The organism is Sphingomonas metalli (assembly GCF_014641735.1).
Taxonomy (GTDB): domain Bacteria; phylum Pseudomonadota; class Alphaproteobacteria; order Sphingomonadales; family Sphingomonadaceae; genus Sphingomonas; species Sphingomonas metalli.
Genome location: NZ_BMIH01000002.1, coordinates 273,036 through 292,179 on the forward strand (window position 1 = coordinate 273,036; position 19,144 = coordinate 292,179).

General features: G+C 70.3%; 21 protein-coding genes and 1 tRNA gene. 10 read left to right on the forward strand and 12 right to left on the reverse strand.

Annotated elements, in window-relative coordinates; all coding sequences use genetic code 11:
- The 3 genes from IEX18_RS07500 to IEX18_RS07510 all read left to right on the forward strand — a co-directional run bounded on the left by IEX18_RS07500 (position 1) and on the right by IEX18_RS07510 (position 1,900).
- On the forward strand, positions 1 to 183 hold the full coding sequence (locus tag IEX18_RS07500; protein WP_188658115.1) for a hypothetical protein: 183 nt from the start codon (positions 1 to 3) through the stop codon (positions 181 to 183).
- A gap of 8 nt (positions 184 to 191) precedes the next feature.
- Positions 192 to 653, forward strand: coding sequence for a transcriptional regulator NrdR (nrdR, locus tag IEX18_RS07505; RefSeq protein WP_188658116.1), 462 nt, complete (start codon positions 192 to 194; stop codon positions 651 to 653).
- A 113-nt stretch (positions 654 to 766) separates the two neighbouring features.
- Positions 767 to 1,900 (forward strand): TrmH family RNA methyltransferase, encoded by a 1,134-nt coding sequence (locus IEX18_RS07510; protein ID WP_188658117.1) that lies wholly within the window; start codon positions 767 to 769, stop codon positions 1,898 to 1,900.
- Here IEX18_RS07510 and IEX18_RS07515 read toward each other — a convergent pair.
- A complete protein-coding gene (locus tag IEX18_RS07515) occupies positions 1,897 to 2,214 on the reverse strand; it encodes a chorismate mutase (RefSeq protein WP_188658118.1) in 318 nt (105 codons plus the stop codon). The two genes, IEX18_RS07510 and IEX18_RS07515, sit on opposite strands and share 4 nt — an antisense overlap.
- A 104-nt stretch (positions 2,215 to 2,318) precedes the next feature.
- Between IEX18_RS07515 and IEX18_RS07520 the strand changes: the two genes are divergently transcribed.
- Both IEX18_RS07520 and rpsD read left to right on the forward strand, forming a co-directional pair.
- Positions 2,319 to 2,549 (forward strand): hypothetical protein, encoded by a 231-nt coding sequence (locus IEX18_RS07520; protein ID WP_188658119.1) that lies wholly within the window; start codon positions 2,319 to 2,321, stop codon positions 2,547 to 2,549.
- A 192-nt stretch (positions 2,550 to 2,741) separates the two neighbouring features.
- Positions 2,742 to 3,356 carry a 30S ribosomal protein S4 gene (gene rpsD / locus IEX18_RS07525; RefSeq protein WP_188658120.1) on the forward strand — a complete coding sequence of 205 codons (615 nt, stop codon included), beginning with the start codon at positions 2,742 to 2,744 and terminating at the stop codon, positions 3,354 to 3,356.
- 225 nt (positions 3,357 to 3,581) lie between these two features.
- Here rpsD and IEX18_RS07530 read toward each other — a convergent pair whose 3' ends face one another.
- Positions 3,582 to 4,412, reverse strand: coding sequence for an arylamine N-acetyltransferase family protein (locus IEX18_RS07530; protein ID WP_188658121.1), 831 nt, complete (start codon positions 4,410 to 4,412; stop codon positions 3,582 to 3,584).
- Between the two features lie 52 nt (positions 4,413 to 4,464).
- Positions 4,465 to 6,168, reverse strand: a complete 1,704-nt coding sequence (locus IEX18_RS07535; protein ID WP_188658122.1) for an acyl-CoA dehydrogenase family protein — start codon at positions 6,166 to 6,168, stop codon at positions 4,465 to 4,467.
- 33 nt (positions 6,169 to 6,201) lie between these two features.
- Here IEX18_RS07535 and IEX18_RS07540 point away from each other — a divergent pair, with 33 nt between their 5' ends.
- Positions 6,202 to 7,140, forward strand: coding sequence for an L-threonylcarbamoyladenylate synthase (locus tag IEX18_RS07540; protein WP_188658123.1), 939 nt, complete (start codon positions 6,202 to 6,204; stop codon positions 7,138 to 7,140).
- A 250-nt stretch (positions 7,141 to 7,390) separates the two neighbouring features.
- On the opposite strand, the gene msrA is transcribed toward IEX18_RS07540, so the two are convergent.
- Entirely contained in the window at positions 7,391 to 7,930 is a 540-nt protein-coding gene (msrA, locus tag IEX18_RS07545; protein WP_188658124.1) for a peptide-methionine (S)-S-oxide reductase MsrA, read from the reverse strand.
- Positions 7,931 to 7,994: 64 nt separating this feature from the next.
- Here msrA and galE point away from each other — a divergent pair, with 64 nt between their 5' ends.
- Complete coding sequence (galE, locus tag IEX18_RS07550; RefSeq protein WP_188658125.1) at positions 7,995 to 8,990, forward strand: UDP-glucose 4-epimerase GalE; 996 nt, start codon at positions 7,995 to 7,997, stop codon at positions 8,988 to 8,990.
- Between the two features lie 84 nt (positions 8,991 to 9,074).
- Here galE and IEX18_RS07555 read toward each other — a convergent pair whose 3' ends face one another.
- The 3 genes from IEX18_RS07555 to folK all read right to left on the reverse strand — a co-directional run bounded on the left by IEX18_RS07555 (position 9,075) and on the right by folK (position 10,358).
- Positions 9,075 to 9,716 (reverse strand): phosphatase PAP2 family protein, encoded by a 642-nt coding sequence (locus IEX18_RS07555; RefSeq protein WP_188658126.1) that lies wholly within the window; start codon positions 9,714 to 9,716, stop codon positions 9,075 to 9,077.
- A gap of 78 nt (positions 9,717 to 9,794) precedes the next feature.
- Positions 9,795 to 9,870 (reverse strand) — tRNA-Lys (locus IEX18_RS07560).
- 23 nt (positions 9,871 to 9,893) lie between these two features.
- Entirely contained in the window at positions 9,894 to 10,358 is a 465-nt protein-coding gene (gene folK / locus IEX18_RS07565) for a 2-amino-4-hydroxy-6-hydroxymethyldihydropteridine diphosphokinase (RefSeq protein ID WP_188658127.1), read from the reverse strand.
- Positions 10,359 to 10,481: 123 nt separating this feature from the next.
- Between folK and IEX18_RS07570 the strand changes: the two genes are divergently transcribed.
- Positions 10,482 to 11,336 carry a manganese catalase family protein gene (locus IEX18_RS07570; protein WP_188658128.1) on the forward strand — a complete coding sequence of 285 codons (855 nt, stop codon included), beginning with the start codon at positions 10,482 to 10,484 and terminating at the stop codon, positions 11,334 to 11,336.
- Positions 11,337 to 11,527: 191 nt separating this feature from the next.
- On the opposite strand, the gene aguB is transcribed toward IEX18_RS07570, so the two are convergent.
- Together aguB and IEX18_RS07580 are read right to left on the reverse strand one after the other, a co-directional pair.
- A complete protein-coding gene (gene aguB, locus IEX18_RS07575; RefSeq protein ID WP_188658129.1) occupies positions 11,528 to 12,388 on the reverse strand; it encodes an N-carbamoylputrescine amidase in 861 nt (286 codons plus the stop codon).
- A 14-nt stretch (positions 12,389 to 12,402) separates the two neighbouring features.
- Positions 12,403 to 13,368, reverse strand: coding sequence for an agmatine deiminase family protein (locus IEX18_RS07580; RefSeq protein ID WP_188658130.1), 966 nt, complete (start codon positions 13,366 to 13,368; stop codon positions 12,403 to 12,405).
- Between the two features lie 224 nt (positions 13,369 to 13,592).
- Between IEX18_RS07580 and IEX18_RS07585 the strand changes: the two genes are divergently transcribed.
- Positions 13,593 to 15,131, forward strand: a complete 1,539-nt coding sequence (locus IEX18_RS07585) for a glycosyltransferase 87 family protein (protein WP_188658131.1) — start codon at positions 13,593 to 13,595, stop codon at positions 15,129 to 15,131.
- Between the two features lie 17 nt (positions 15,132 to 15,148).
- On the opposite strand, the gene IEX18_RS07590 is transcribed toward IEX18_RS07585, so the two are convergent.
- Positions 15,149 to 15,499, reverse strand: a complete 351-nt coding sequence (locus IEX18_RS07590; protein ID WP_188658132.1) for a GntR family transcriptional regulator — start codon at positions 15,497 to 15,499, stop codon at positions 15,149 to 15,151.
- Positions 15,500 to 15,535: 36 nt separating this feature from the next.
- Complete coding sequence (locus IEX18_RS07595; RefSeq protein WP_188658133.1) at positions 15,536 to 16,102, reverse strand: nitroreductase family protein; 567 nt, start codon at positions 16,100 to 16,102, stop codon at positions 15,536 to 15,538.
- 92 nt (positions 16,103 to 16,194) lie between these two features.
- On the opposite strand from IEX18_RS07595, the gene IEX18_RS07600 reads away from it, so the two are divergent.
- Positions 16,195 to 17,790, forward strand: a complete 1,596-nt coding sequence (locus IEX18_RS07600) for a peptide MFS transporter (protein WP_188658134.1) — start codon at positions 16,195 to 16,197, stop codon at positions 17,788 to 17,790.
- Between the two features lie 96 nt (positions 17,791 to 17,886).
- Here IEX18_RS07600 and IEX18_RS07605 read toward each other — a convergent pair whose 3' ends face one another.
- Complete coding sequence (locus IEX18_RS07605) at positions 17,887 to 19,119, reverse strand: dicarboxylate/amino acid:cation symporter (RefSeq protein WP_188658135.1); 1,233 nt, start codon at positions 19,117 to 19,119, stop codon at positions 17,887 to 17,889.
- Positions 19,120 to 19,144: the final 25 nt, after the last annotated feature.

The window sequence follows — 19,144 nt, forward strand, 5'->3', positions numbered from 1 at the left end:
ATGTCGATCGACCAGAAAGCCCGCGAAGTGCAGGACGAGATCAAGGCGACGCCCGGTCTCGGCAAGAAGATGGCCAAATATGGCGCGATCGGCGCGGTGATCGCCATCCCCGTGCCCTTTGTCGGCCCGGTATTCGGCGCGATCGCCGGGGCCGCGCTCGCCTATGCCAAGCGGCACGACTGAGCTGCTGAATGCGCTGCCCGTTCTGCGGCCATGACGACAGCCAGGTAAAGGACAGCCGCCCCACCGATGACGGGGCGGCCATCCGCCGTCGGCGCCAGTGCGAGGGCTGCGCCGCGCGCTTCACCACGTTCGAGCGGATCCAGCTGCGTGAATTGACCGTGCTGAAGAGCGAGAACCGGCGCGAGCCGTTCGACCGCGAAAAGCTGATGCGCTCCGTCTCGATCGCCGCGCGCAAGCGCCCGGTCGAGCCGGCCCGCATCGAGAAGCTGGTCAGCGGCATCCAGCGCCGGCTGGAGACCACCGGCGAAAGCGAGGTGACCAGCGCCCGCATCGGCGAGCTGGTGATGGAGGGACTGAAGGGCCTCGACTCGGTCGCCTATATCCGCTTCGCCTCGGTCTATCGCGACTTCAGCGAGGCGCGGGACTTCGAGGCGTTTGCGGGGCAGGTGGAGGAGGTCGGCAAGGGGTGAGGGGCAACGGTTCCGGCACCTGCCTCGCCCCCAGCCCGATCCCACCCCTCCGTTCGTCCTGAGTAGCGGCTGAGCGCAGGCGAAGACGCGTATCGAAGGACAGCCCGAGCCCGATGTTCCACACCTATATGCTGCGCTGCTCCGACGGCAGCTACTATATTGGCCACACCGACGCGCTGGACCGCCGTATCGCGCAGCATAATGCCGGAGAGATCGCTGGCTACACTCAGCGACGACGGCCCGTATCGTTGGTCTGGGCGCAAGCATTCCCGTCACGACTCGAAGCATTGGAAGCCGAACGTCAGCTCAAGGGCTGGTCGCGCGCGAAGAAGGAAGCGCTGATCGCCGGCGACTGGGCAGCGGTGAGAACCCTCGCCAGCCGGGCTGTCCTTCGAGACGCCGCTTCGCCGGGCTCAGCGGCTCCTCAGGACGAACGTCCCGATCTACAATGCCCCGTTCGTCCTGAGGAGGGACTGAGCGAAGGCGAAGGCCCGTCTCGAAGGACCAAGATGACCCCCACCCCACCCCCCGCCATCATCCTCGTCCGCCCGCAGCTCGGCGAGAATATCGGCAAGGCCGCGCGCGCCATGCTGAACTTCGGGCTGACCGAGATGCGCCTCGTCGCTCCGCGCGACGGCTGGCCCAACCCGGCCGCCGGCCCCGCGGCCTCGGGGGCGGACATCGTGCTCGAACGCGCCCGGGTCTTCGACAGCGTCGCCGACGCCGTGGCCGACTGCGCGCATGTCTACGCCACCACCGTCCGCAAGCGCGGTGTGACCAAGCCCGTCGTGACGCCCGAAGAGGCTGCGCGCGCCGTTCACAGCGGCCCGGGTCGCAGCGCGATCCTGTTCGGGCCCGAGCGGTCCGGGCTGGAGACCGACGACGTGGCGCTCGCCCGCACCATCGTCACCGTGCCGATCAATCCGGAGTTCGGCAGCCTCAACCTCGCCCAGGCGGTGATCCTGGTCGCCTATGAATGGTCGAAGCATGTCGCGGGCGACGCGCTGGCCCAGCCGCCCGAGACCGAGCTGCCGCCCCCCGCCCCGCAGGGCGAGCTGGACGGGATGATCGCCCAGCTCGACGCGATGCTGGAGCAGGCGAACTTCTTCTTCCCGCCCGACCGCACCCCCGCCACCCGGCGGACGCTGCGGACGCTGCTCACCAAGCCCGGCTGGTCGACCCAGGAGGTGCGCACCCTGCGCGGTGTCCTGTCGGCGCTGGACGGCGCGAAGGCACGGCGGGGCTAGCCCCGCGTTCGGTCGAAGGTCGCCAGCTCATAGGCGATCGAGGCTTCGACCAGCTGCTCCCACAGCGCGGCGATGATGTCGGCCGGCGCGCCCGCCTCTTCGGCGGCGCGGCGCGCCTGCGCGATCACCGTCGCCTTGCGCGCCTCGTCCCGCACCGCGCCCCGATCCGGCTTGATCCGCGCGGCGGCCGCCATGAAGCGGAAGCGCCGCGCCAGCAACGCCACCAGCTCGCGGTCGAGCGCGTCGACGCCCGCGCGCACCTCGGCCATGGTCGTGCAGGCGGCGGGATCCGGAGCAGGCGCGGCGGTCGACATGCGCGTTGCCATAACGGCTCATCGCCGGGTCGCAACCGGATCGACAGGCTCCGTTCGCGCGACTAGGGTCGGGATCGAGAATGATCGCGGGGGGAAACCGATCTATGTCCTTCATTTTGCTCGCAGCCCTGGCCATGCAGGCGGCGCCGGTGCCGGCCGCCAAGAGCCCGAACGACAAGAAGATCTGCAAGATGTTCGCCTCCACCGGCTCGCGGCTCGGCGGCAAGCGCATCTGCAAGACGGCCCATGAGTGGGACGAGGAAGAGGTCAGTGCGCGGCGCGAGATCGACACCATGCGCAACAATGCCGCACGGGTCACGCCCGGAGGCGGCTGACCGGCGTCCGACAGACCGAGCTTGACGCGGCGGCCGGCTTTGGCTAGGCGCGCCCCTTCGCAATCGGCCCCGCACCCCGGTGAAGCGGCGGCCCTGCCCTCCTGAAAACGGATCAGCAGCGCGATACCGGGATCTGTCCCGCCAGCCTTCGGGCCGGCGGAATCGTCGTTCGCATATTGCCAAGGATTACGCATGTCGAAGCGTGCAAGCGCCAAGTACAAACTCGATCGCCGGATGGGCGAGAACATCTGGGGTCGTCCGAAGTCGCCGGTCAACAAGCGCGAATACGGCCCCGGCCAGCACGGCCAGCGCCGCAAGGGCAAGGTGTCGGACTTCGGCATCCAGCTTCGCGCCAAGCAGAAGCTCAAGGGCTATTACGGCGACGTCACCGAGAAGCAGTTCAAGCAGTGCTATCAGGAGGCCGCCCGGATGAAGGGCGACACCAGCCAGAACCTGATCGGCCTGCTCGAGCAGCGCCTCGACATGATCGTCTATCGCGCCAAGTTCGCGCCGACGATCTTCGCCGCCCGTCAGCTGGTCAGCCACGGCCACATCCGCGTCAATGGCGTGAAGTGCAACGTCGCATCGCGCCGCTGCTTCGTCGGCGACGAGATCACGCTGGGCAGCAAGGCCAAGGAAATGGCATTGGTGCTCGAGGCGCAGAACCTCGCCGAGCGTGAGATCCCCGACTATGTCGCGCCCGACGGCAACGCCAAGATCACCTTCGTGCGCGTTCCGACGCTCGACGAGGTGCCCTATCCGGTGAAGATGGAGCCGAACCTGGTCGTCGAGTTCTACTCGCGCTGATCGGGTCCTCCGCACCGGCGGAGACACCGAAAAAGGCGGTCCCTCGCGGGGCCGCCTTTTTTCGTAAAGGCCGCGGCTGTTCGGGGGCATCGGATCGTATCGCGCCAAGCGGGTGCCTTCTCCTGACCGTTCGTGCTGAGCGAAGTCGAAGCACGGTGGGTCTCAGGCCCTTCGACGACGCTCAGGGCGAACGGTCGGGGTCAGCTCCGGCATAGGGCGCCCACCCTAAAACACGCCCAGCGCCGCCACCTCCTCGACGCTGAGATCGATCCCGAACATCAGGCTCAGCCGCATCCGGTACACCCGCGGATCGGTGATCGCGCCGGCATTCTCCGTCCCCGCCGCCACCCGCCGATAGTGCGCGTCGGTCAAGGACGCGAAGCCATGCGGCAGCACGATGCTGGCGATCCGCAAGGTGGTGAAGCGCGTTCCCGGCGCGGTGGAGGCCCAGAGATTGCCCATCGCCAGGTCGGCCGCCACCGCGGGCTCGCCGCTGAAGCTGTACTGCGCCTGCCATCCGTCATGCGAGCCGCGTCCGTCGGTGGAGGCCGCGGGGCCGTGCCGCTCCAGCACCCAGCCATGCGCCGCATCGCGGATCAGACGGAAGCGCGCGCCATCGGGCGCCTCCGCTTCCGCGCCCTCCTCCAGCGGCAGGATCGGCGAATAGGCGCCGCCGAATCCCGGATCGGCGATCCAGGCGCGGCCATCGGCCTCGACCAGGCTGAAGGTGTGGGTCAGCGGCGGCACCGCGTCTTCCGCCGGATCGACGCCGAGCCACACGCGCGCGAGCAGCGGCTGGTGCGCGAAGCCGAGCGCGGACAGCGCATCGCCGAACAGCCGGTTCTGCTCGAAGCAATAGCCGCCGCGCCGGGTGGTGACGAGCTTGGCGAACACCGCCTCGCTGTCGATTGCGATGCCGCGACCGAGGATGACGTCGAGATTTTCGAACGGGATTGCCAGCCGATGCGCGCGTTGCAGGCGGGCCAGCCCCGCCGCATCGCGGGTCGGACGGGCAGGCATGTCGATACGGGTGAGATAGGCGTCGAGGTCGAACATGCCGACGCGTCTAGCGGCACGGGCCGGCGGTAGCGACGGAAAAGGCGCGCCCCTAGGCCGCCAGCGCCTCCGCCTCCAGCGCATAGAGGATATCGGCCGACGCGGTCGCCGCGGCGTGAAGGCCGTGCGCCTCGGGCACGATCTGGTCGAGATAGAAGCGCGCGACCGCCCGCTTGCCCCTGCCGAAGGCGTCGTCGCCGGCGGCCCGCGCCTGCCGCTCCAGCAGCCAGCCCGCCGCGGCGACCGACACCATGGTCAGGAACGGATAGCTGCCGGCCAGCCGGTCGTCGGGGGCCGCGGCGGCGAGGTGCCGGCCCGTCGCCTCGCACAGGTCGATCAGCTGGACGAGGGCGGGCGCCTCCGCCTCGCCCCGCATGTCGGCGACCAGCGCGGCAAAGGCCGATCCGCCGCCCAGCGCCAGCTTGCGGCCGACCAGATCGGCCGCCTGGATGCCGTTCGTGCCCTCGTAGATCGGGGTGATCCGGGCGTCGCGATAGAAGCGCGCCGCGCCCGTCTCCTCGATATAGCCCATGCCGCCATGCACCTGCACACCGATGCTGGCGACCTCGCAGCCCAGATCGGTGCCGTGCGCCTTGGCCAGCGGGGTCATGAGCTCCAGCCGGTCGCGCGCCGCCGCATCGCCCAGCGCCGCGCGGTCGACCTGGCCGGCGGCATAATAGACCAGCGCGCGCGCGGCCTGGGTCTGCGCCTTCATCCGCATCAGCATGCGGCGGACGTCGGGATGCTCGGCGATCGGCACCGCCGCCCCGCCGCGCGCGCCCTGCACCCGGTCGAGCGCGTAGCCGATCGCCTTCTGCGTCGCGGCCTCCGCGACCTGCACGCCCTGCAGTCCGACATTGAGGCGCGCATTGTTCATCATGGTGAACATCGCGCGCATCCCGCCATGCTCGGGGCCGATCAGCTCGCCGATGCAATCGTCATGATCGCCGAAGGAGAGCACGCAGGTGGGCGACGCATGCAGCCCCATCTTGTGCTCGATCGACACGACCCGGATGTCGTTGGGCTCGGCCGGATTTCCGTCCGCGTCGAGGCGGAACTTGGGCACCAGGAACAGGCTGATCCCCCGCGTCCCCGGCGGCGCGTCGGGCGTACGCGCGAGCACGAGATGGACGATGTTTCCCGCCATGTCGTGGTCGCCGAACGAAATGAAGATCTTGGTGCCGCGGATGCTCCACGTGCCGTCGCCGCGCGGGGTGGCGGTGGTGCGCAGCGCGCCGACATCGCTGCCCGCCTGCGGCTCGGTCAGGTTCATCGTGCCGGTCCACTCGCCGGTCGCGAGCTTCGGCAGGTAGAGCGACTGCTGCGCCTGGCTGCCATGATGCGCCAGCGCCTCGATCGCGCCCACGGTCAGCGTCGGGCACAGTGCGAAACCCGTGTTCGCGCCGCCCAGCGTCTCCAGCACCGCGGTCTGGAGCGCGAAGGGCAGCCCCTGCCCGCCCCAGGCTTCGGGCGCGCCGATCGTGCCCCAGCCGCCCTCGACATAGGCGCGATAGGCCTCCGGATAGCCGGCCGGCATCGTGACGCCTTCGGGCGTCCAGCGCGGTCCCTCGCTGTCGCCGCGTTCGGCCAGCGGCTCCCACTCGCCCGCGGCGAACTGCCCCGCCCCCTCCAGCACCGCATCGACGACATCGTCGGAGGCGGCGGCGAAGCGATCGGTGGCGGCGAGCTCCGCCAGACCGGCGACGTGGTCGAGGACGAAGCGCTGCTCGGCGACGGGGGGCGTGAAAGGCACCATTCTCTCCACGGTTTTGGCTGGTATAGGCACAGGATGACGATCGCCGCAAACCCCCTCGTTCGACGTTACGGCACGGCCGCCATCGAAGAGGCGGCGCAGGTAATTCGTAGTGGCGGTATCGTCGCGATCCCGACCGAGACGGTCTATGGCCTCGCCGCCGACGCAGGTGACGCCGCGGCAGTGGCGCGCATCTACGCGGCCAAGGGGCGGCCGAGCTTCAACCCGTTGATCGTGCACGTGCCCGACCTCGCCGCCGCTGAGGCGCTGGCCGTGTTCGACGGTGATGCCCGGGCGCTGGCGGAGGCGTTCTGGCCCGGCCCGCTGACGTTGGTGCTGCCGCTGCGGCCCGGCGCACCGATCGCGTCGCTGGTGACAGCGGGACTGGAGACGATCGCCCTGCGGGTGCCGGCCCATCGCGCGATCCGCGCGCTGCTGGCGGCGACCGGCCGTCCGCTGGCCGCGCCCTCGGCCAATCGCAGCAATCATCTCAGCCCGACCCGCGCCGCGCATGTCGTCGCCAGCCTGGGCGCGGCGGCCGGTCTGGTGATCGACGACGGCGCCTGCACCGCAGGGGTGGAGTCGACGATCGTGCACGGGCGGCAGGTGCTGCGCCCCGGCCCGATCCCGGCGGATGCGATCGCCGCGGTGCTGGGGGCGGTAGAGGAAGCGCGCGACGGCAGCCGGATCGTCGCACCGGGACAGCTCGCGGTTCACTATGCCCCGGTCAAGCCGCTGCGCCTGAACGCGACGGAGCGCCGGGCGGACGAATGGCTGATCGGCTTCGGCGACGTTGCCGGCCACGATACGCTGTCGGCGAGCGGCGATCTTGTGGAAGCGGCGGCGAGGCTGTTCGACGCGCTGCACAGGGCGGACGCCTCAAACGCCGCTGCGCTCGCGGTGGCCCCCGTTCCCGACGACGGCATAGGCGCCGCCATCAATGACCGCCTGCGCCGGGCGGCGGCGCGATCATAGGCCTCCGCGCGCCTCCCATGCCGTTTGTGCCGGGCCTGTCGAGGCAAGGCCCTTCGAGAAGCCTAGGCCGACCGGATGTGGAGCGGCCGCGCCGTCAAAGATCCTCCCCACAGCGTGGGGAGGGGGACCGCGCCAAAGGCGTGGTGGAGGGGGTTTGCCGCGCACGGCTCGCTCGCGGCGGCGCCCCTCCACCACCGGCCTGGCGGCCGGCGGCCCCCCTCCCCGCGGAGCGGGGAGGATCTCGTCGGCCCTAAGCCGTCACCGCCTTCGACCGCGCCGCGAAGCTCTTGCGCAGCTTCTGCAGCTTGGGCGGGATCACCGCCATGCAATAGGGATTGGAGCGGCCCGACGTCTCCCAATAGTCCTGATGGTAATCCTCCGCCGGATACCAATTGTCCGCCTGCTCGATCGTGGTGACGATCGGCCTGTCCAGTCCCTGCTGCGCGCGGGCGATCGCCTGGTTCGCCTGCTCTTCCTGCATCACCGTCGCCGGGAAGATGGCGGAGCGATACTGGGTGCCCACGTCGTTGCCCTGCCGGTTCAGCTGGGTCGGATCATGCGTCGCGAAGAAGATGTCGAGGATGTCGGCGATGTCGATCTTCTCGGGATCGAAGCCGACCCGGATCGCCTCGGCATGGCCGGTGTCGCCGCCGCAGACCTGCTTGTAGGTCGGGTTTTCGACATGGCCGCCGATATAGCCGCTCTCGACGCTCTCCACCCCGATCACGTCCTTGAAGACGGCCTCGGTGCACCAGAAGCAGCCGCCGGCCAGGGTCACATATTCGGTCATTCCAGGGTCTCCTTTGCAGCCGATGTAGGAAGCCGCTAGGGCGCCCGCAAAGGGAGACCGATCGATGGCGGTGATGGTGACGGGCGGCGCGGGCTATATCGGCAGCCATGCGGTGCTGGCCCTGCTGGATGCGGGGCACGAGGTGGTGGTTATCGACAACCTCGTCACCGGCTTCGCCTGGGCGGTCGATCCACGCGCCACTCTGGTCCAGTGCGACGTCGCCGACGAGGGCCGCGTCCGCGCCGCGATCCGCGGCCATCATGTCGATGCGATCCTGCACTTCGCCGGTTCGGTGGTGGTGCCGGAGTCGGTGTCCGACCCGCTCAAATACTATCGCAACAACACCGTCGCCTCCCGCGCGCTACTCGAAAGCGCGGTGTGCGAGGGGGTAAGGCACTTCATCTTCTCCTCCACCGCCGCCACCTACGGCACGCCCGAAAGGGTGCCGGTCGCGGAAGGTGACCCCACCGTGCCGATCAATCCCTATGGCATGTCGAAGCTGATGACGGAGGCGATGCTGCGCGACGTCGCGGCGGCGCATCCGATCAACTATGCGGTGCTGCGCTATTTCAACGTCGCCGGCGCCGATCCGCAGGGCCGCTCGGGCCAGTCGACCGCGGGCGCGACCCACCTCATCAAGGTCGCGGTCGAGGCGGCGACGGGCCGGCGTTCGCACGTCTCGATCTTCGGCACCGACTTCCCGACCCGCGACGGCACCGGCGTGCGCGACTATATCCACGTCCATGATCTGGCGAAGGCGCATGTTGCCGCGCTCGACCTGCTGCGCGCCGATCCCTCGCTCAACCACACGCTCAACGCCGGCTATGGCCGCGGCTTCTCGGTGGCGGAGGTCCTCGATGCGGTCGACCGCGTCACCAACATGACGATCGAGCGCCGGCTGGAGGGCCGCCGCGCCGGCGATCCCGCCGAGCTGGTCGCCGACAATCGCGCGATCCTCGCGACACTCGACTGGCGACCGGAGCGCGACGATCTCGACCTGATCGTCCGCGACGCGCTGGCCTGGGAACGCCGCCTCGCCGAGCGGGACGCGGAGGATTAGGGCCGATCGGCGCGACCCCGACCCGTTCGTGCCGAGCGACGTCGAAGCACAGGTGAGTCTCAGGCCCTTCGACTGCGCCTTGCCCTAGCCGCGCTCGCCGCCGATCGCGCGGCGGGTGAAGGCCGCGATCCACCACCAGCCGAGCGCCCAGAGCGTCCCGAAGCACCAGCCGGCCAGCACGTCGGACGGCCAGTGGACGCCCAGATACACACGGCTCGTCCCGATCATCCCGGTCAGCAGCACCGCGGCGGCGAAGAGATAGCGGCGGATCGCCCGTCCCCGCACCACCTGCGCCGCCAGCGCGGCGAGCGTCAGATAGACGATCGCGCTGCTCGCCGCATGGCCGCTGGGGAAGCTGGCGCTCGACACCGGCACCAGATGATCGACCAGTTCGGGCCGGGCGCGCGCCACCTGATCCTTGACCAGCGCGACCACCCGCCCGCCGGTCCAGCTCGCCAGCACCAGCAGCAGCGCGGTTAGCCACAGCCGCTGCGTCAGGAGGAAGCCAGCGACGAGCAGCACGACCAGCGTCAGCACCGTGCCGCCACCCAGCGCCGTCACGTCGATCGCCGCCCCGCGCAGCCAGGCCGGGCCGCCCCAGGCGCGCAGCCCCGCAATGATCGCGCTGTCGAAGCCGAACGGTACGCGGTCGACCAGCAGGCCGAGCGCCAGTACCACCAGCGCCGCCAGTGCCAGCGTGGCCAACCCGGCGAGTTCGCGGGGCATTTGGCGGGTATGGGTTCGGATCGGCATCGCGCCTTGTCCCGGCTAGCCCCGAAGGGGTCAAGCGGTTCGGCGGAACGATGGTGGGTCCGCCGGGGCTCGAACCCGGGACCTCTCGATTAAAAGTCGCTTGCTCTACCGACTGAGCTACGGACCCCGGCCATCGTGCGGAACGCTCCCCTAGCGGCGGCGGCGGACGCGGGCAAGCAATTGGCGTATCGTCCTGCCCGTCTCCGGGTCGCGCCAGCCGGGCGCGATCGCGGCCAGCGGCCTGAGCACGAAGTCACGCTCGCGGAATCGCGCATGCGGGATGGTGAGGATCGGGTCGCGCCACACGCCGCCGGACCAGAGGATGATGTCGAGGTCGATCGGCCGCGCGCCCCATCGCCGTCCCGGGCGACGCCCGAGGGCGCGCTCGATCGCCTTCAACCGCGCCAGAAAGGCGGGCGGCGGCTCGTCGCTCTCGACCAGCAGAGCCGCGTTGGCGAAACGGCGGCTGGAGGGGCCGAGCGGTGCGGTGTCGAGCACCGGCGACATCGCGATCAGGCCGCCGAGCCGCGCGCAGGCGGCACGCAGCGTCGCGCGCGGAGCGCCGTGGATCGTCCGGCGATTGCTGCCCAGTGCGACGGCGTAAACCTGTGCCAAACCCGCCCTATCTGATTTAAGTTACTGCAAAATATACGGAATTTGTATCGGGGTGCGAACGACTTCCGCCGCCGTCGTCGGTTCATCGGGCCAGCACGGCATCAGCTTTGGCGGAGGACCAGCATGTATTACCACGATAAGCGCCTTCAGTATCCGGTGGTCGTCGAGAAGCCCGATCCCGCTTTTGCGCGGATGCTGCAACAGGCGATCGGCGGGGTCGAAGGCGAGATCCGGGTCTGCATGCAGTATTTCTTCCAGGCCTGGGGCAATCGCGCGCCGAACACCAAATATCGCGACATGCTGCTCCACACGGCGACCGAGGAGATCGGCCATATCGAGATGCTGGCCACCGCGGTGGCGCTCAACCTCGACAAGGCGCCCGCCTCGCTCCAGGAGACCGGGGCGGCGGACTCGATCGTCGGTGCGGTGATGGGCGGCGAGCGGCCGCGGCACATGATCGAGGGGCTGATCCACAAGAACCTGCTGTCGAGCGGCCTTGCGGCGATGCCGATGGATTCGGACGGCGTGCCGTTCAACATGAGCCACATCTACGCCAGCGGCAACATCGCCGCCGACATGTACTCCAACGTCGCCGCGGAGAGCACCGGGCGCGTGCTCGCGGTGCGCCTGTACAACGCCGCGCACGATCCCGGCATGAAGGACATGCTCCATTACATGATCGCGCGCGACACGATGCACCAGCAGCAGTGGCTGGCGGTGCTGGAAGAGCTGGGCGGCCCCTCCGCCAACCTGCCGATCCCCAATTCCTTCCCGCAGGAGCAGGAGGATCAGGAGAACAACTACAATTTCTACGCCACCGCGGCGGACGGGACGGTGCCCGAGGGTCGCTGGACGAGCGGCTCGACGATCGACGGCCGCGGCGAGTTCACCGTCTTCCCCAATCGCCCGCTGGGCGAGGAGCCGGTGCTCGGTCCGGCGCGCACCGACAGCGGCGCCCAGGGCCAGCAGATCGGCTGACCGCGATCCGTGCCGGTCGGGGATGCTTCCGCTCCGCCCGGCACGGAACCGACAGCTGGCCGCGTGATCCAGTCACATGGCGTCGCAGCCCCAGCGCAGGCTGGGGCCTCCCGCGACTCCTGCTGCCCGCTACGACCGGAAGATCCCGGCAGTCGCTGGGAAGACGTCTGGTATGATGGCTCGATTGCGGTCTAGATGTCTGCGGTCAGCCGACCGTACAGCTCCGGCCGCCGGTCGCGGAAGAAGCCGAAGGCCGCGCGGTGCCGGCGGATGCGGGCGAGATCCAGCGTCGCGGTGATCACCCCCTCTTCCTCGCGGCCCAGCTCGGCCAGGATGTCGCCGCGCTCGTCGCAGATGAAGCTGGTGCCGTAGAAGCTCTGGCCATGCTCGGTACCGATCCGGTTGGCCGCCACCACCGGCACCACGTTCGACACCGCATGGCCGACCATCGCGCGCCGCCACAGCCGCGCGGTGTCGAGGCTGGTGTCGTGCGGCTCGCTGCCGATCGCCGTGGGATAGAAGAGCAGCTCCGCGCCCATCAGCATCATCGCGCGCGCCGTCTCGGGATACCATTGGTCCCAGCAGACCCCCACGCCCAGCGTCCAGCCCGGCGCCCCCTCCGGCGCCGGCCATACTTTGAAGCCGGTATTGCCCGGCCGGAAATAGAATTTCTCCTCGTAGCCGGGGCCATCGGGGATGTGGCTCTTGCGATAGACGCCCTGCACCTCGCCATCGGGGCCGATCATCGCCAGGCTGTTATAGTAATGCGGCCCGTCCGCCTCGAAGAAGCTGGTCGGGATCGTCACCTTCAGCGCCTCGGCCAGCGCCTGCATCGCCAGCACCGCCTTGTGCTCGCCGACCGGCGCGGCATTGGCGAACAGTCCCTCGTCCTCGACCCGGCAGAAATACTCGCCCTCGAACAGCTCGGGCGGCAGGATGACCTGCGCACCCTTCGCCGCCGCCTCACGCACCAGCCGCGAGACGTTCGCGATGTTCGCATCGATATCGTTCGAGAAGCCGAGCTGGAGCGCGGCGACGGTGATGGCGGTCATGGTCGTCTCTCAATTCAGGCGGGGATCTGCTGCGAGATGCAGTGGAAGCTGCCGCCGCCGGTCAGGATCGCGTCGGCGCGCAGGCCCACGGCCTCGCGCCCGGGGAACAGCGCCTGGATCGCCGCGACCGCGGCCTGATCATTGTCGCTGCCAAAGAGCGGCACGACCACGGCGGCATTGCCGATGTAGAAGTTCATATAGCTCGCCGGCACGATGTCCTCGTCCTCGTTGAGCACCCGCCCGGGCGACGGGATGGTCACCACCTCCAGCCCCACCGCGGTCAGGTCGCGGCGGGCCTGCGCATAGACCTGCCAGTTCGGATCATTCTCCGCCGCCTCCGGTATCGCGACGCGGCCCGGCGCGACGAAGCGGGCCAGGTTGTCGACATGGCCGTCGGTATGGTCGTTGAGCAGGCCGTCGCCGAGCCACACGATGCGCGTCAGGCCCAGGTCGCCGGCCAGCCGCGCCTCGATCTCCGCCTGTCCCAGCTCGGGATTGCGGTTGCGGTTGAGCAGGCACTGGCGCGTCGTCACCGCCGTGCCGGTGCCGTCGCCATCGATCGCACCGCCCTCGAGCACCCAGCCGCAGGCCCGAGCGGCGACGCCCCGCGCCTCCGCCAGTCGCGCGCCGACGCTGTCGTCGCCCGGCAGATCATACTTGCCGCCCCAGCCGTTGAAGCGGAACAGCCGGGCCGATCCGTCGCCGACGATGATCGGGCCGGTGTCGCGCAGCCAGATGTCGCCAAAGGGCTGGACCTCGATCGTCGCGAACGGCGCCCGCTCGCGCGCCGCGTCGGCCGCCTCGCTGTCCGCGCAGACCAGCACGACCGTTTCGCCCCGGCCCCCGGCATGGACGGCACGGGCGAAGGCGGCAACCTCGTCGCGGGCAGGCTCCAGATCCTCCAGCCACAGTTCGGGATGGCTCGGAAAGCCGATCCAGACGGCGTCATGGTGGGCCCATTCAGGGGGTGGGGGCAGCATCGTTTCGCTCCTCGCGCGCCGTAGCCGGTGCGGCGACCGGTGATCGACGCGCGGGCTTCTGGCAGTGCCGCCGCCGACGCGCAAGCGGCTTGCGCCGCAGCGGCGGTGCGCTACCGGCGGGGCTTCGCCGCGGCTGCGCGGCGGATCGTCGGATTCGGTCGCCGGCCCCCTCCCGCAGCGGACGCCGGGCTGGCAGGGCGCCGCCGGTCGGTTGAGGAGCGGCAATGGAATGGTCGGTCGGCGTCGCGCGTGGTGCGACAGCGCCTTGGAGAACGGGGGCGGGCGGTGCGCGGTCGGTCCGCGCGCTGGTCGCGACGATGCTCGCGCTCGTCCTGCTGGTCGGGGTGATGCTGGTCGCGCCGATCGATCATGACGAGAGCCAATATGTCGCCGCCGTCGCGGCGATGCGCCACGGCCTTCCCTATCGCGACTTCGCCTTTCTGCAGACGCCGCTCCATCCGCTGCTCTTCGCGCCCTTCTCGGCGCTGCCGCCGGGCTGGCTCGTCGTCGGGCTGCGGCTCGCCAACCTGCTCTGCGCCGTGGGGACGCTGGTGGTGCTGGGCAACAGCCTGAGGCGGCACGGCGTGGCACGCGGCCCGACCGCGGCGGCGATGCTGCTGATGCTGACCTGCAATGCCTTTCTGTTCGCCGGCAGCGTCGCGCGCAACGATGCGCTGCCGATGCTGCTCTTCGCCGGCGGGCTGGCGACGACGCTCCGCCTCGCCGGCGACCGCGCCGGCCGGCCCGGCACGGCGGCGCTGGCGGGGCTGCTGCTCGCCGCCGCGGCCTCGGCCAAGATCAGCTACGCCCTGCCCGCCGCGACGCTGGGCGTGGCGCTACTGATGCTGCGGCTCCTGTCGCTCCGCATGATCCTGGCCTTCGCCGCGGGCGGGCTGGCCGGCCTCGCGCCCACCATAGCGCTCGTAGCGATCGCGCCGGCAGAGGCGTGGTTCGGCATCATCGACTATAGCGTGATCGCGCCGCAGCAATGGCGGCTGCTGGTCGGCGAGACGGGCATGCTGTCTCCCCTCGCCAAGATCGGGCGGCTGGCGGCCTTCGCCGCGCTCGGTCCGGCGCTGCTGCTGCTGATCGTCGTCGCGGCGGCGCGCCTGCGCGGGCGCGGCGGGCGCGGCGCGATACCCCTGCTGCTCGATGCGGCCCTGCTCGGCGCGCTGCTGGCAGCCTATCTGCCCGATCCGACCTATCGCCAGTATCTCGTGCCGCTGTTGCCGCCGCTGTTCCTGCGTGCCGGAATGTTGCTGTCCGATCGCGCCCGCCTGCGAGGGCGGGCGCTTCCGGTCGCGCTGGCCGGCTTCGCGCTGATCGGCCTCGCCCCGACCGCGATGGCGGCGCGCGATGCGGTCCGCCGCGGCAGCCCGGTCCTCGCCCTGATCCGCGACGCCCATGCGGTGCTGCGCGCGGTCGGCGACGCCGCGGTGGTGACGCTAGCGCCGGAACGGATCGCCGGGGCGGGCACGCGCTTCGACCCGCGCTTCGTCGCGGGTCCCTTTCTCTTCCGGATCATGCCGCCGCTCGCCGCGCGCATCCCGCCGCGCTGGGCGGTAATGGTTATCGCCGATACGGATCGCGCACTCGCCGCCGCGCCGCCCGCAGCGCTGCTGACCGGCACCGAACCCCGTCCCTTCCTGCGCCACCCGCACGGGCTGGACGGCGTGCTGGAAGGCTGGGCGCTCCGCCACGGCTATCGTCCGCGCCGGCTGCCCTCGGGCGATGCGCTGCTGTGGCTGCCCCCGCGGCGCTGACGGCGGGCGCCCGCCGGTCAGACGCGTTCGAGCAACTCGTCCCAGCTGAGGTCGAGCAGTTCGACCGCCTCGACGATGCGTGGCCAGTGGACCTTCCGGAAATTGTCGCGCTCGGCGGTGCGCAGCCGGTCGGCGGCGCCGGGCAGCACGAACATGCCGATCCCGCGTCGCACCTCGACATAGCCGTCGTCCTGGAAACCCTGATAGGCTTTCGCGACGGTCAGCGGGTTGGCGCCATGTTCCGCCGCGAAGGCCCGGACCGAGGGCAGCTGGTCGCCCGCCCGATAGTCGCCGCGCAGGATACCCGCGGTGATCGCCCGGCGCAGCCGCAGATAGACCGGGCTGTCCTCGTTGTTCATGGCTGTCATGCTGATCTAATACAGCAACAGCGCACGAAAGTCGACTCACCATCGGCAAACGATTTTAGCCATGTCGGGCCGCGGCCGCTCCTCCAGCGCGCGACCGGGCGTGCCGATGAAGACGAAGCCGACGATCCGCTCGTGCGGCTTGCCGAGCGCGTCGCGCACCGTGTCGCTGAAGGTCGGCCAGCCGGTCAGCCAGCCGCCGGCGAAGCCGAGCGCGCCCGCGGCATGGAGCAGGTTCATGCACGCCGCCCCCGCCGAAAGCTCCTGTTCCCAGACGGGAATATGGCTGCCGATGTTCGGGCTCGACAGGACGACGACCAGCGTCGGTGCCTGGCGGGCGAACTGGTCGAGCGACGCCAGCTCGGTCGCCGAGGCGGCCGGCCGCTCGGCACGGTAGGCGTCGGTGATCACCCGCGACAGCCGGTCGCGATCGTCGACGATCACGAACCGCCAGGGGGAAAGCTTGCCGTGATCGGGCGTGCGCGCCGCGATCGCCAGCATCCGGTCGAGCGTCGCGGCATCGGGGCCCGGCGCGACCAGATCGCGCGGCTTGCCCGAGCGGCGGGATTCGAGAAAGGCGGCGGGGCTGGACAGGTCGTTGAACATGGCCGCGCCATAGCCGCGGGCGGGGCGTATTTACACCCGCCCCGATCGCGCTACGTTCGCGCGCCTATCCAAATGGCAGAGTAAGCGAGCGTATGGCGACCGTGATGCAGGGTGGCGGGGTCCCGCCCCATGCGAAAAACCTTTTGGGGCACCCGCGCGGCCTCTTCATGCTGTTCTTCGTCGAGATGTGGGAGCGCTTCTCCTACTACGGCATGCGCGCCATCCTGGTGCTCTACCTGACCAAGCACTTCCTGCTCGCCGAACAGCCCGCCTATGCGATCTACGGCGCCTATACGTCGCTCGTGTACATCACGCCGATCATCGGCGGCTATCTGGCGGACCGCTATCTGGGCGCGCGCAAGGCGGTACTGGCCGGCGGCATCTTCATCACGCTCGGCCATCTCGTGCTCGCGCTCGTCGAAGGGCCGCAGGGCGTGCAGGGCGCGACGCTGAGCGGCTTCTATTTCGGGCTCGCGCTCATCATCGTCGGCACCGGCTTCCTGAAGGGCAACATCTCGGTGCTGGTCGGCAAGCTCTACCGCCGCGACGACATCCGCCGCGACGGCGCCTTCTCGATCTTCTACATGGGCATCAACACGGGCGCCTTTGTCGGTCCGATCGTGATCGGCATCTTGGGCGAGACGGTCGGCTGGGGCTGGGGCTTCGGCGCGGCCGGGATCGGCATGGCGCTGGGCCTGATCGTCTATGTCCTCTTCACCCGCGAACTGCACGGCGCCGGCGAGCCCCCCTCGGCGCAGGCGCTCGCCTCGCGGCCGGTGGCCGGCCTGTCGATCGAATGGCTGATCTATCTGGGCGCGATCGTGGCGATCTTCGGCGCCTGGCAGCTGGTCGACGCGCAGGGGCTCGTGGCGGCGCTGCTCGCGGTCGCGGCGGTCGTGACCGTCGGCTACATTCTCTACACCGCGGTCGCCCGCCTGCCGCGCGAGGAGCGCGACCGGGTGTTCGCCGCCCTGTTTCTCGCCGCGCTGTCGCCGCTCTTCTGGGCGTTGTTCGAGCAGACCGGCTCGTCGCTGACCGTCTATACCGACCAGCAGGTGGATCGCACCCTGCTCGGCTGGGCGGTCCCCGCCTCCGTCTTCCAGTCGGTCAACCCCTTCTTCATCATCACCCTCGCGCCGGTCTTCGGCTGGCTGTGGGTGACGCTGGCGAAGCGCGGCTGGGAGCCAAGCGCGCCGGTCAAGTTCGGCATCGGCCTCGTGCTGGTCGGCGCGGGCTTCTTCGCGCTGATCCTGGGCGCGCCCGCACAGGGCCTGACCCCGGCGATCGTCATCATCCTCCTCTACCTGCTCCATTCGGCCGGCGAGCTCTGCTTCTCGCCGATCGGCCTGTCGTCGATGACGCGTCTGTCGGTCGCGAACATGACCGGGCTGATGATGGGCACCTGGTTCCTCGCGACGGCCGGCGGCAATTTCCTCGCCGGCATCATCGCCCAGGCGACCGGCGGAGAGGGCGCGGGACCGGCGCAGGTGCTCGAAGTCTATGGCCGGATCGGCTGGTTCGCGATGGGGATCGGCGTCGTCGTCCTGATCGTCGCGCCCTTCGTCACCCGGCTGATGCACCTCGACACGCTCGGCCAGCCGGACCACGCGCTTGCCGGGCAGGACACGCTCGCCGAACCGATCGCGACCGGCATCCAGACCCGCGACGAGCAGAAGCCCGGCCTCTAAGCTCCTCCCCACGGCGTGGGGAGGGGGACCGCCCGGCAATGCCGGGTGGTGGAGGGGCATCGCCCCACGCGCCACGCCGGCAGCGTTCCCGCCTCCTCAGCCCTCTCTCGCCGGCTCGCTCGCCAGCCGCCGCGCCACCGCCAGGTCCATGGTGACGTTGCCGACGGTGCGGATAATGTCCGGGATCGTCTCCACCGCCACCAGCAGGCCCAGCGGCAACAGCGGCGCGCCGAGCACCGCGGCGATCGGCGTGATCGCGCTGACGAAGCTGATCTGCCCCGGCAGGCTGACCGTGCCGAGCGAGGTCAGCCCCGCCACCGTGACCGCCGCCACCATCGTGCCGAAGCTCGGCACCACCCCGAACCAGCGCGCGACATAGATGGCGACGCCCAGGTTCATCGCCGGCCCGGTCCAGCGGAACACCGCGACCGCGAGCGGCAGGATGATGCCCGCCTGCGCCTCGGCCACACCGATCGCGCCGGCCCCGCGCAGCATCGCGGGCAGGCTGGCGAGCGACGACTGGGTGCTGAACGCCACCGCCTGCGCCGGCAGCGCGGCATGGGCGAAGCGCGCGAGGTTCAGCCGGCTGCCGATCAGCGCCAGCAACGGCCCGGCCACCGCCACGGCAATCCCGACCGCGCAGATCAGGCTGAGATAATGGAGCAGCGCGCCGAACGCGGCGGTGCCCGCGCGCGCGCCCACGACCAGCGCCAGCGCCAGCACCCCCACCGGCGCCAGCCACAGCACCCAGCCGATCACCACCAGCATCGCCTCGCGGAGCGCCGTGAACAGCGCGATCAGCGGCGCGCGCAGCGCCGCCTCCAGCCGCGTGATGGCGAAGGCGAAGACGAGGGTGAACAGGATCAGCGGCAGGAAGGCGTCGTTGACCGCGGCCGCCAGCGCGTTGGTCGGCACCACGCCCTCGACCAGATCGCCGATCGTCGGCACGACCGCCGGCTCGCTCAACCCGACCAGCGCCGCACGGAGGCGCGCCGCGGCCTCGGCGGGCAAGGGGAAGAGATCGAGCAGCCAGGGCATCAGCACCGCCGCGACGATCGCCGAGGCCATCAGCAGCAGCACGAAGGCCGCGATCGCGCGCGCCGCCAGGCGCCCCGCCTGGGCCGCCTCCGCCGTTGCGGCGACGCCGGTGACCAGCAGCGACACGACCAGCGGCACCACCGTCATCTGCAGCGCGTGGAGCCAGGCGGTCCCGATCGGCTGGGCGAACGCGATGGCGGGGCCGGTCGCATCCGGGGCGGCCGCGGCGAGCGCGACCCCGCCGACTAGGCCGGCGACGAGCGACAGGAGGATGCGGGTCGATGGCGACATGAGCGGGGCGGGTCCTTCCTGACGG

Bases quoted from the DNA above. Each gene is read 5' to 3' on its own strand.
- IEX18_RS07500 (WP_188658115.1), top strand. From the start codon at position 1: ATGTCGATCGACCAGAAAGCCCGCGAAGTGCAGGACGAGATCAAGGCG.
- nrdR (WP_188658116.1), top strand. From the start codon at position 192: ATGCGCTGCCCGTTCTGCGGCCATGACGACAGCCAGGTAAAGGACAGC.
- IEX18_RS07510 (WP_188658117.1), top strand. From the start codon at position 767: ATGTTCCACACCTATATGCTGCGCTGCTCCGACGGCAGCTACTATATT.
- IEX18_RS07515 (WP_188658118.1), bottom strand. From the start codon at position 2,214: ATGTCGACCGCCGCGCCTGCTCCGGATCCCGCCGCCTGCACGACCATG.
- IEX18_RS07520 (WP_188658119.1), top strand. From the start codon at position 2,319: ATGTCCTTCATTTTGCTCGCAGCCCTGGCCATGCAGGCGGCGCCGGTG.
- rpsD (WP_188658120.1), top strand. From the start codon at position 2,742: ATGTCGAAGCGTGCAAGCGCCAAGTACAAACTCGATCGCCGGATGGGC.
- IEX18_RS07530 (WP_188658121.1), bottom strand. From the start codon at position 4,412: ATGTTCGACCTCGACGCCTATCTCACCCGTATCGACATGCCTGCCCGT.
- IEX18_RS07535 (WP_188658122.1), bottom strand. From the start codon at position 6,168: ATGGTGCCTTTCACGCCCCCCGTCGCCGAGCAGCGCTTCGTCCTCGAC.
- IEX18_RS07540 (WP_188658123.1), top strand. From the start codon at position 6,202: ATGACGATCGCCGCAAACCCCCTCGTTCGACGTTACGGCACGGCCGCC.
- msrA (WP_188658124.1), bottom strand. From the start codon at position 7,930: ATGACCGAATATGTGACCCTGGCCGGCGGCTGCTTCTGGTGCACCGAG.
- galE (WP_188658125.1), top strand. From the start codon at position 7,995: ATGGCGGTGATGGTGACGGGCGGCGCGGGCTATATCGGCAGCCATGCG.
- IEX18_RS07555 (WP_188658126.1), bottom strand. From the start codon at position 9,716: ATGCCCCGCGAACTCGCCGGGTTGGCCACGCTGGCACTGGCGGCGCTG.
- IEX18_RS07570 (WP_188658128.1), top strand. From the start codon at position 10,482: ATGTATTACCACGATAAGCGCCTTCAGTATCCGGTGGTCGTCGAGAAG.
- aguB (WP_188658129.1), bottom strand. From the start codon at position 12,388: ATGACCGCCATCACCGTCGCCGCGCTCCAGCTCGGCTTCTCGAACGAT.
- IEX18_RS07580 (WP_188658130.1), bottom strand. From the start codon at position 13,368: ATGCTGCCCCCACCCCCTGAATGGGCCCACCATGACGCCGTCTGGATC.
- IEX18_RS07585 (WP_188658131.1), top strand. From the start codon at position 13,593: ATGGAATGGTCGGTCGGCGTCGCGCGTGGTGCGACAGCGCCTTGGAGA.
- IEX18_RS07590 (WP_188658132.1), bottom strand. From the start codon at position 15,499: ATGACAGCCATGAACAACGAGGACAGCCCGGTCTATCTGCGGCTGCGC.
- IEX18_RS07595 (WP_188658133.1), bottom strand. From the start codon at position 16,102: ATGTTCAACGACCTGTCCAGCCCCGCCGCCTTTCTCGAATCCCGCCGC.
- IEX18_RS07600 (WP_188658134.1), top strand. From the start codon at position 16,195: ATGGCGACCGTGATGCAGGGTGGCGGGGTCCCGCCCCATGCGAAAAAC.
- IEX18_RS07605 (WP_188658135.1), bottom strand. From the start codon at position 19,119: ATGTCGCCATCGACCCGCATCCTCCTGTCGCTCGTCGCCGGCCTAGTC.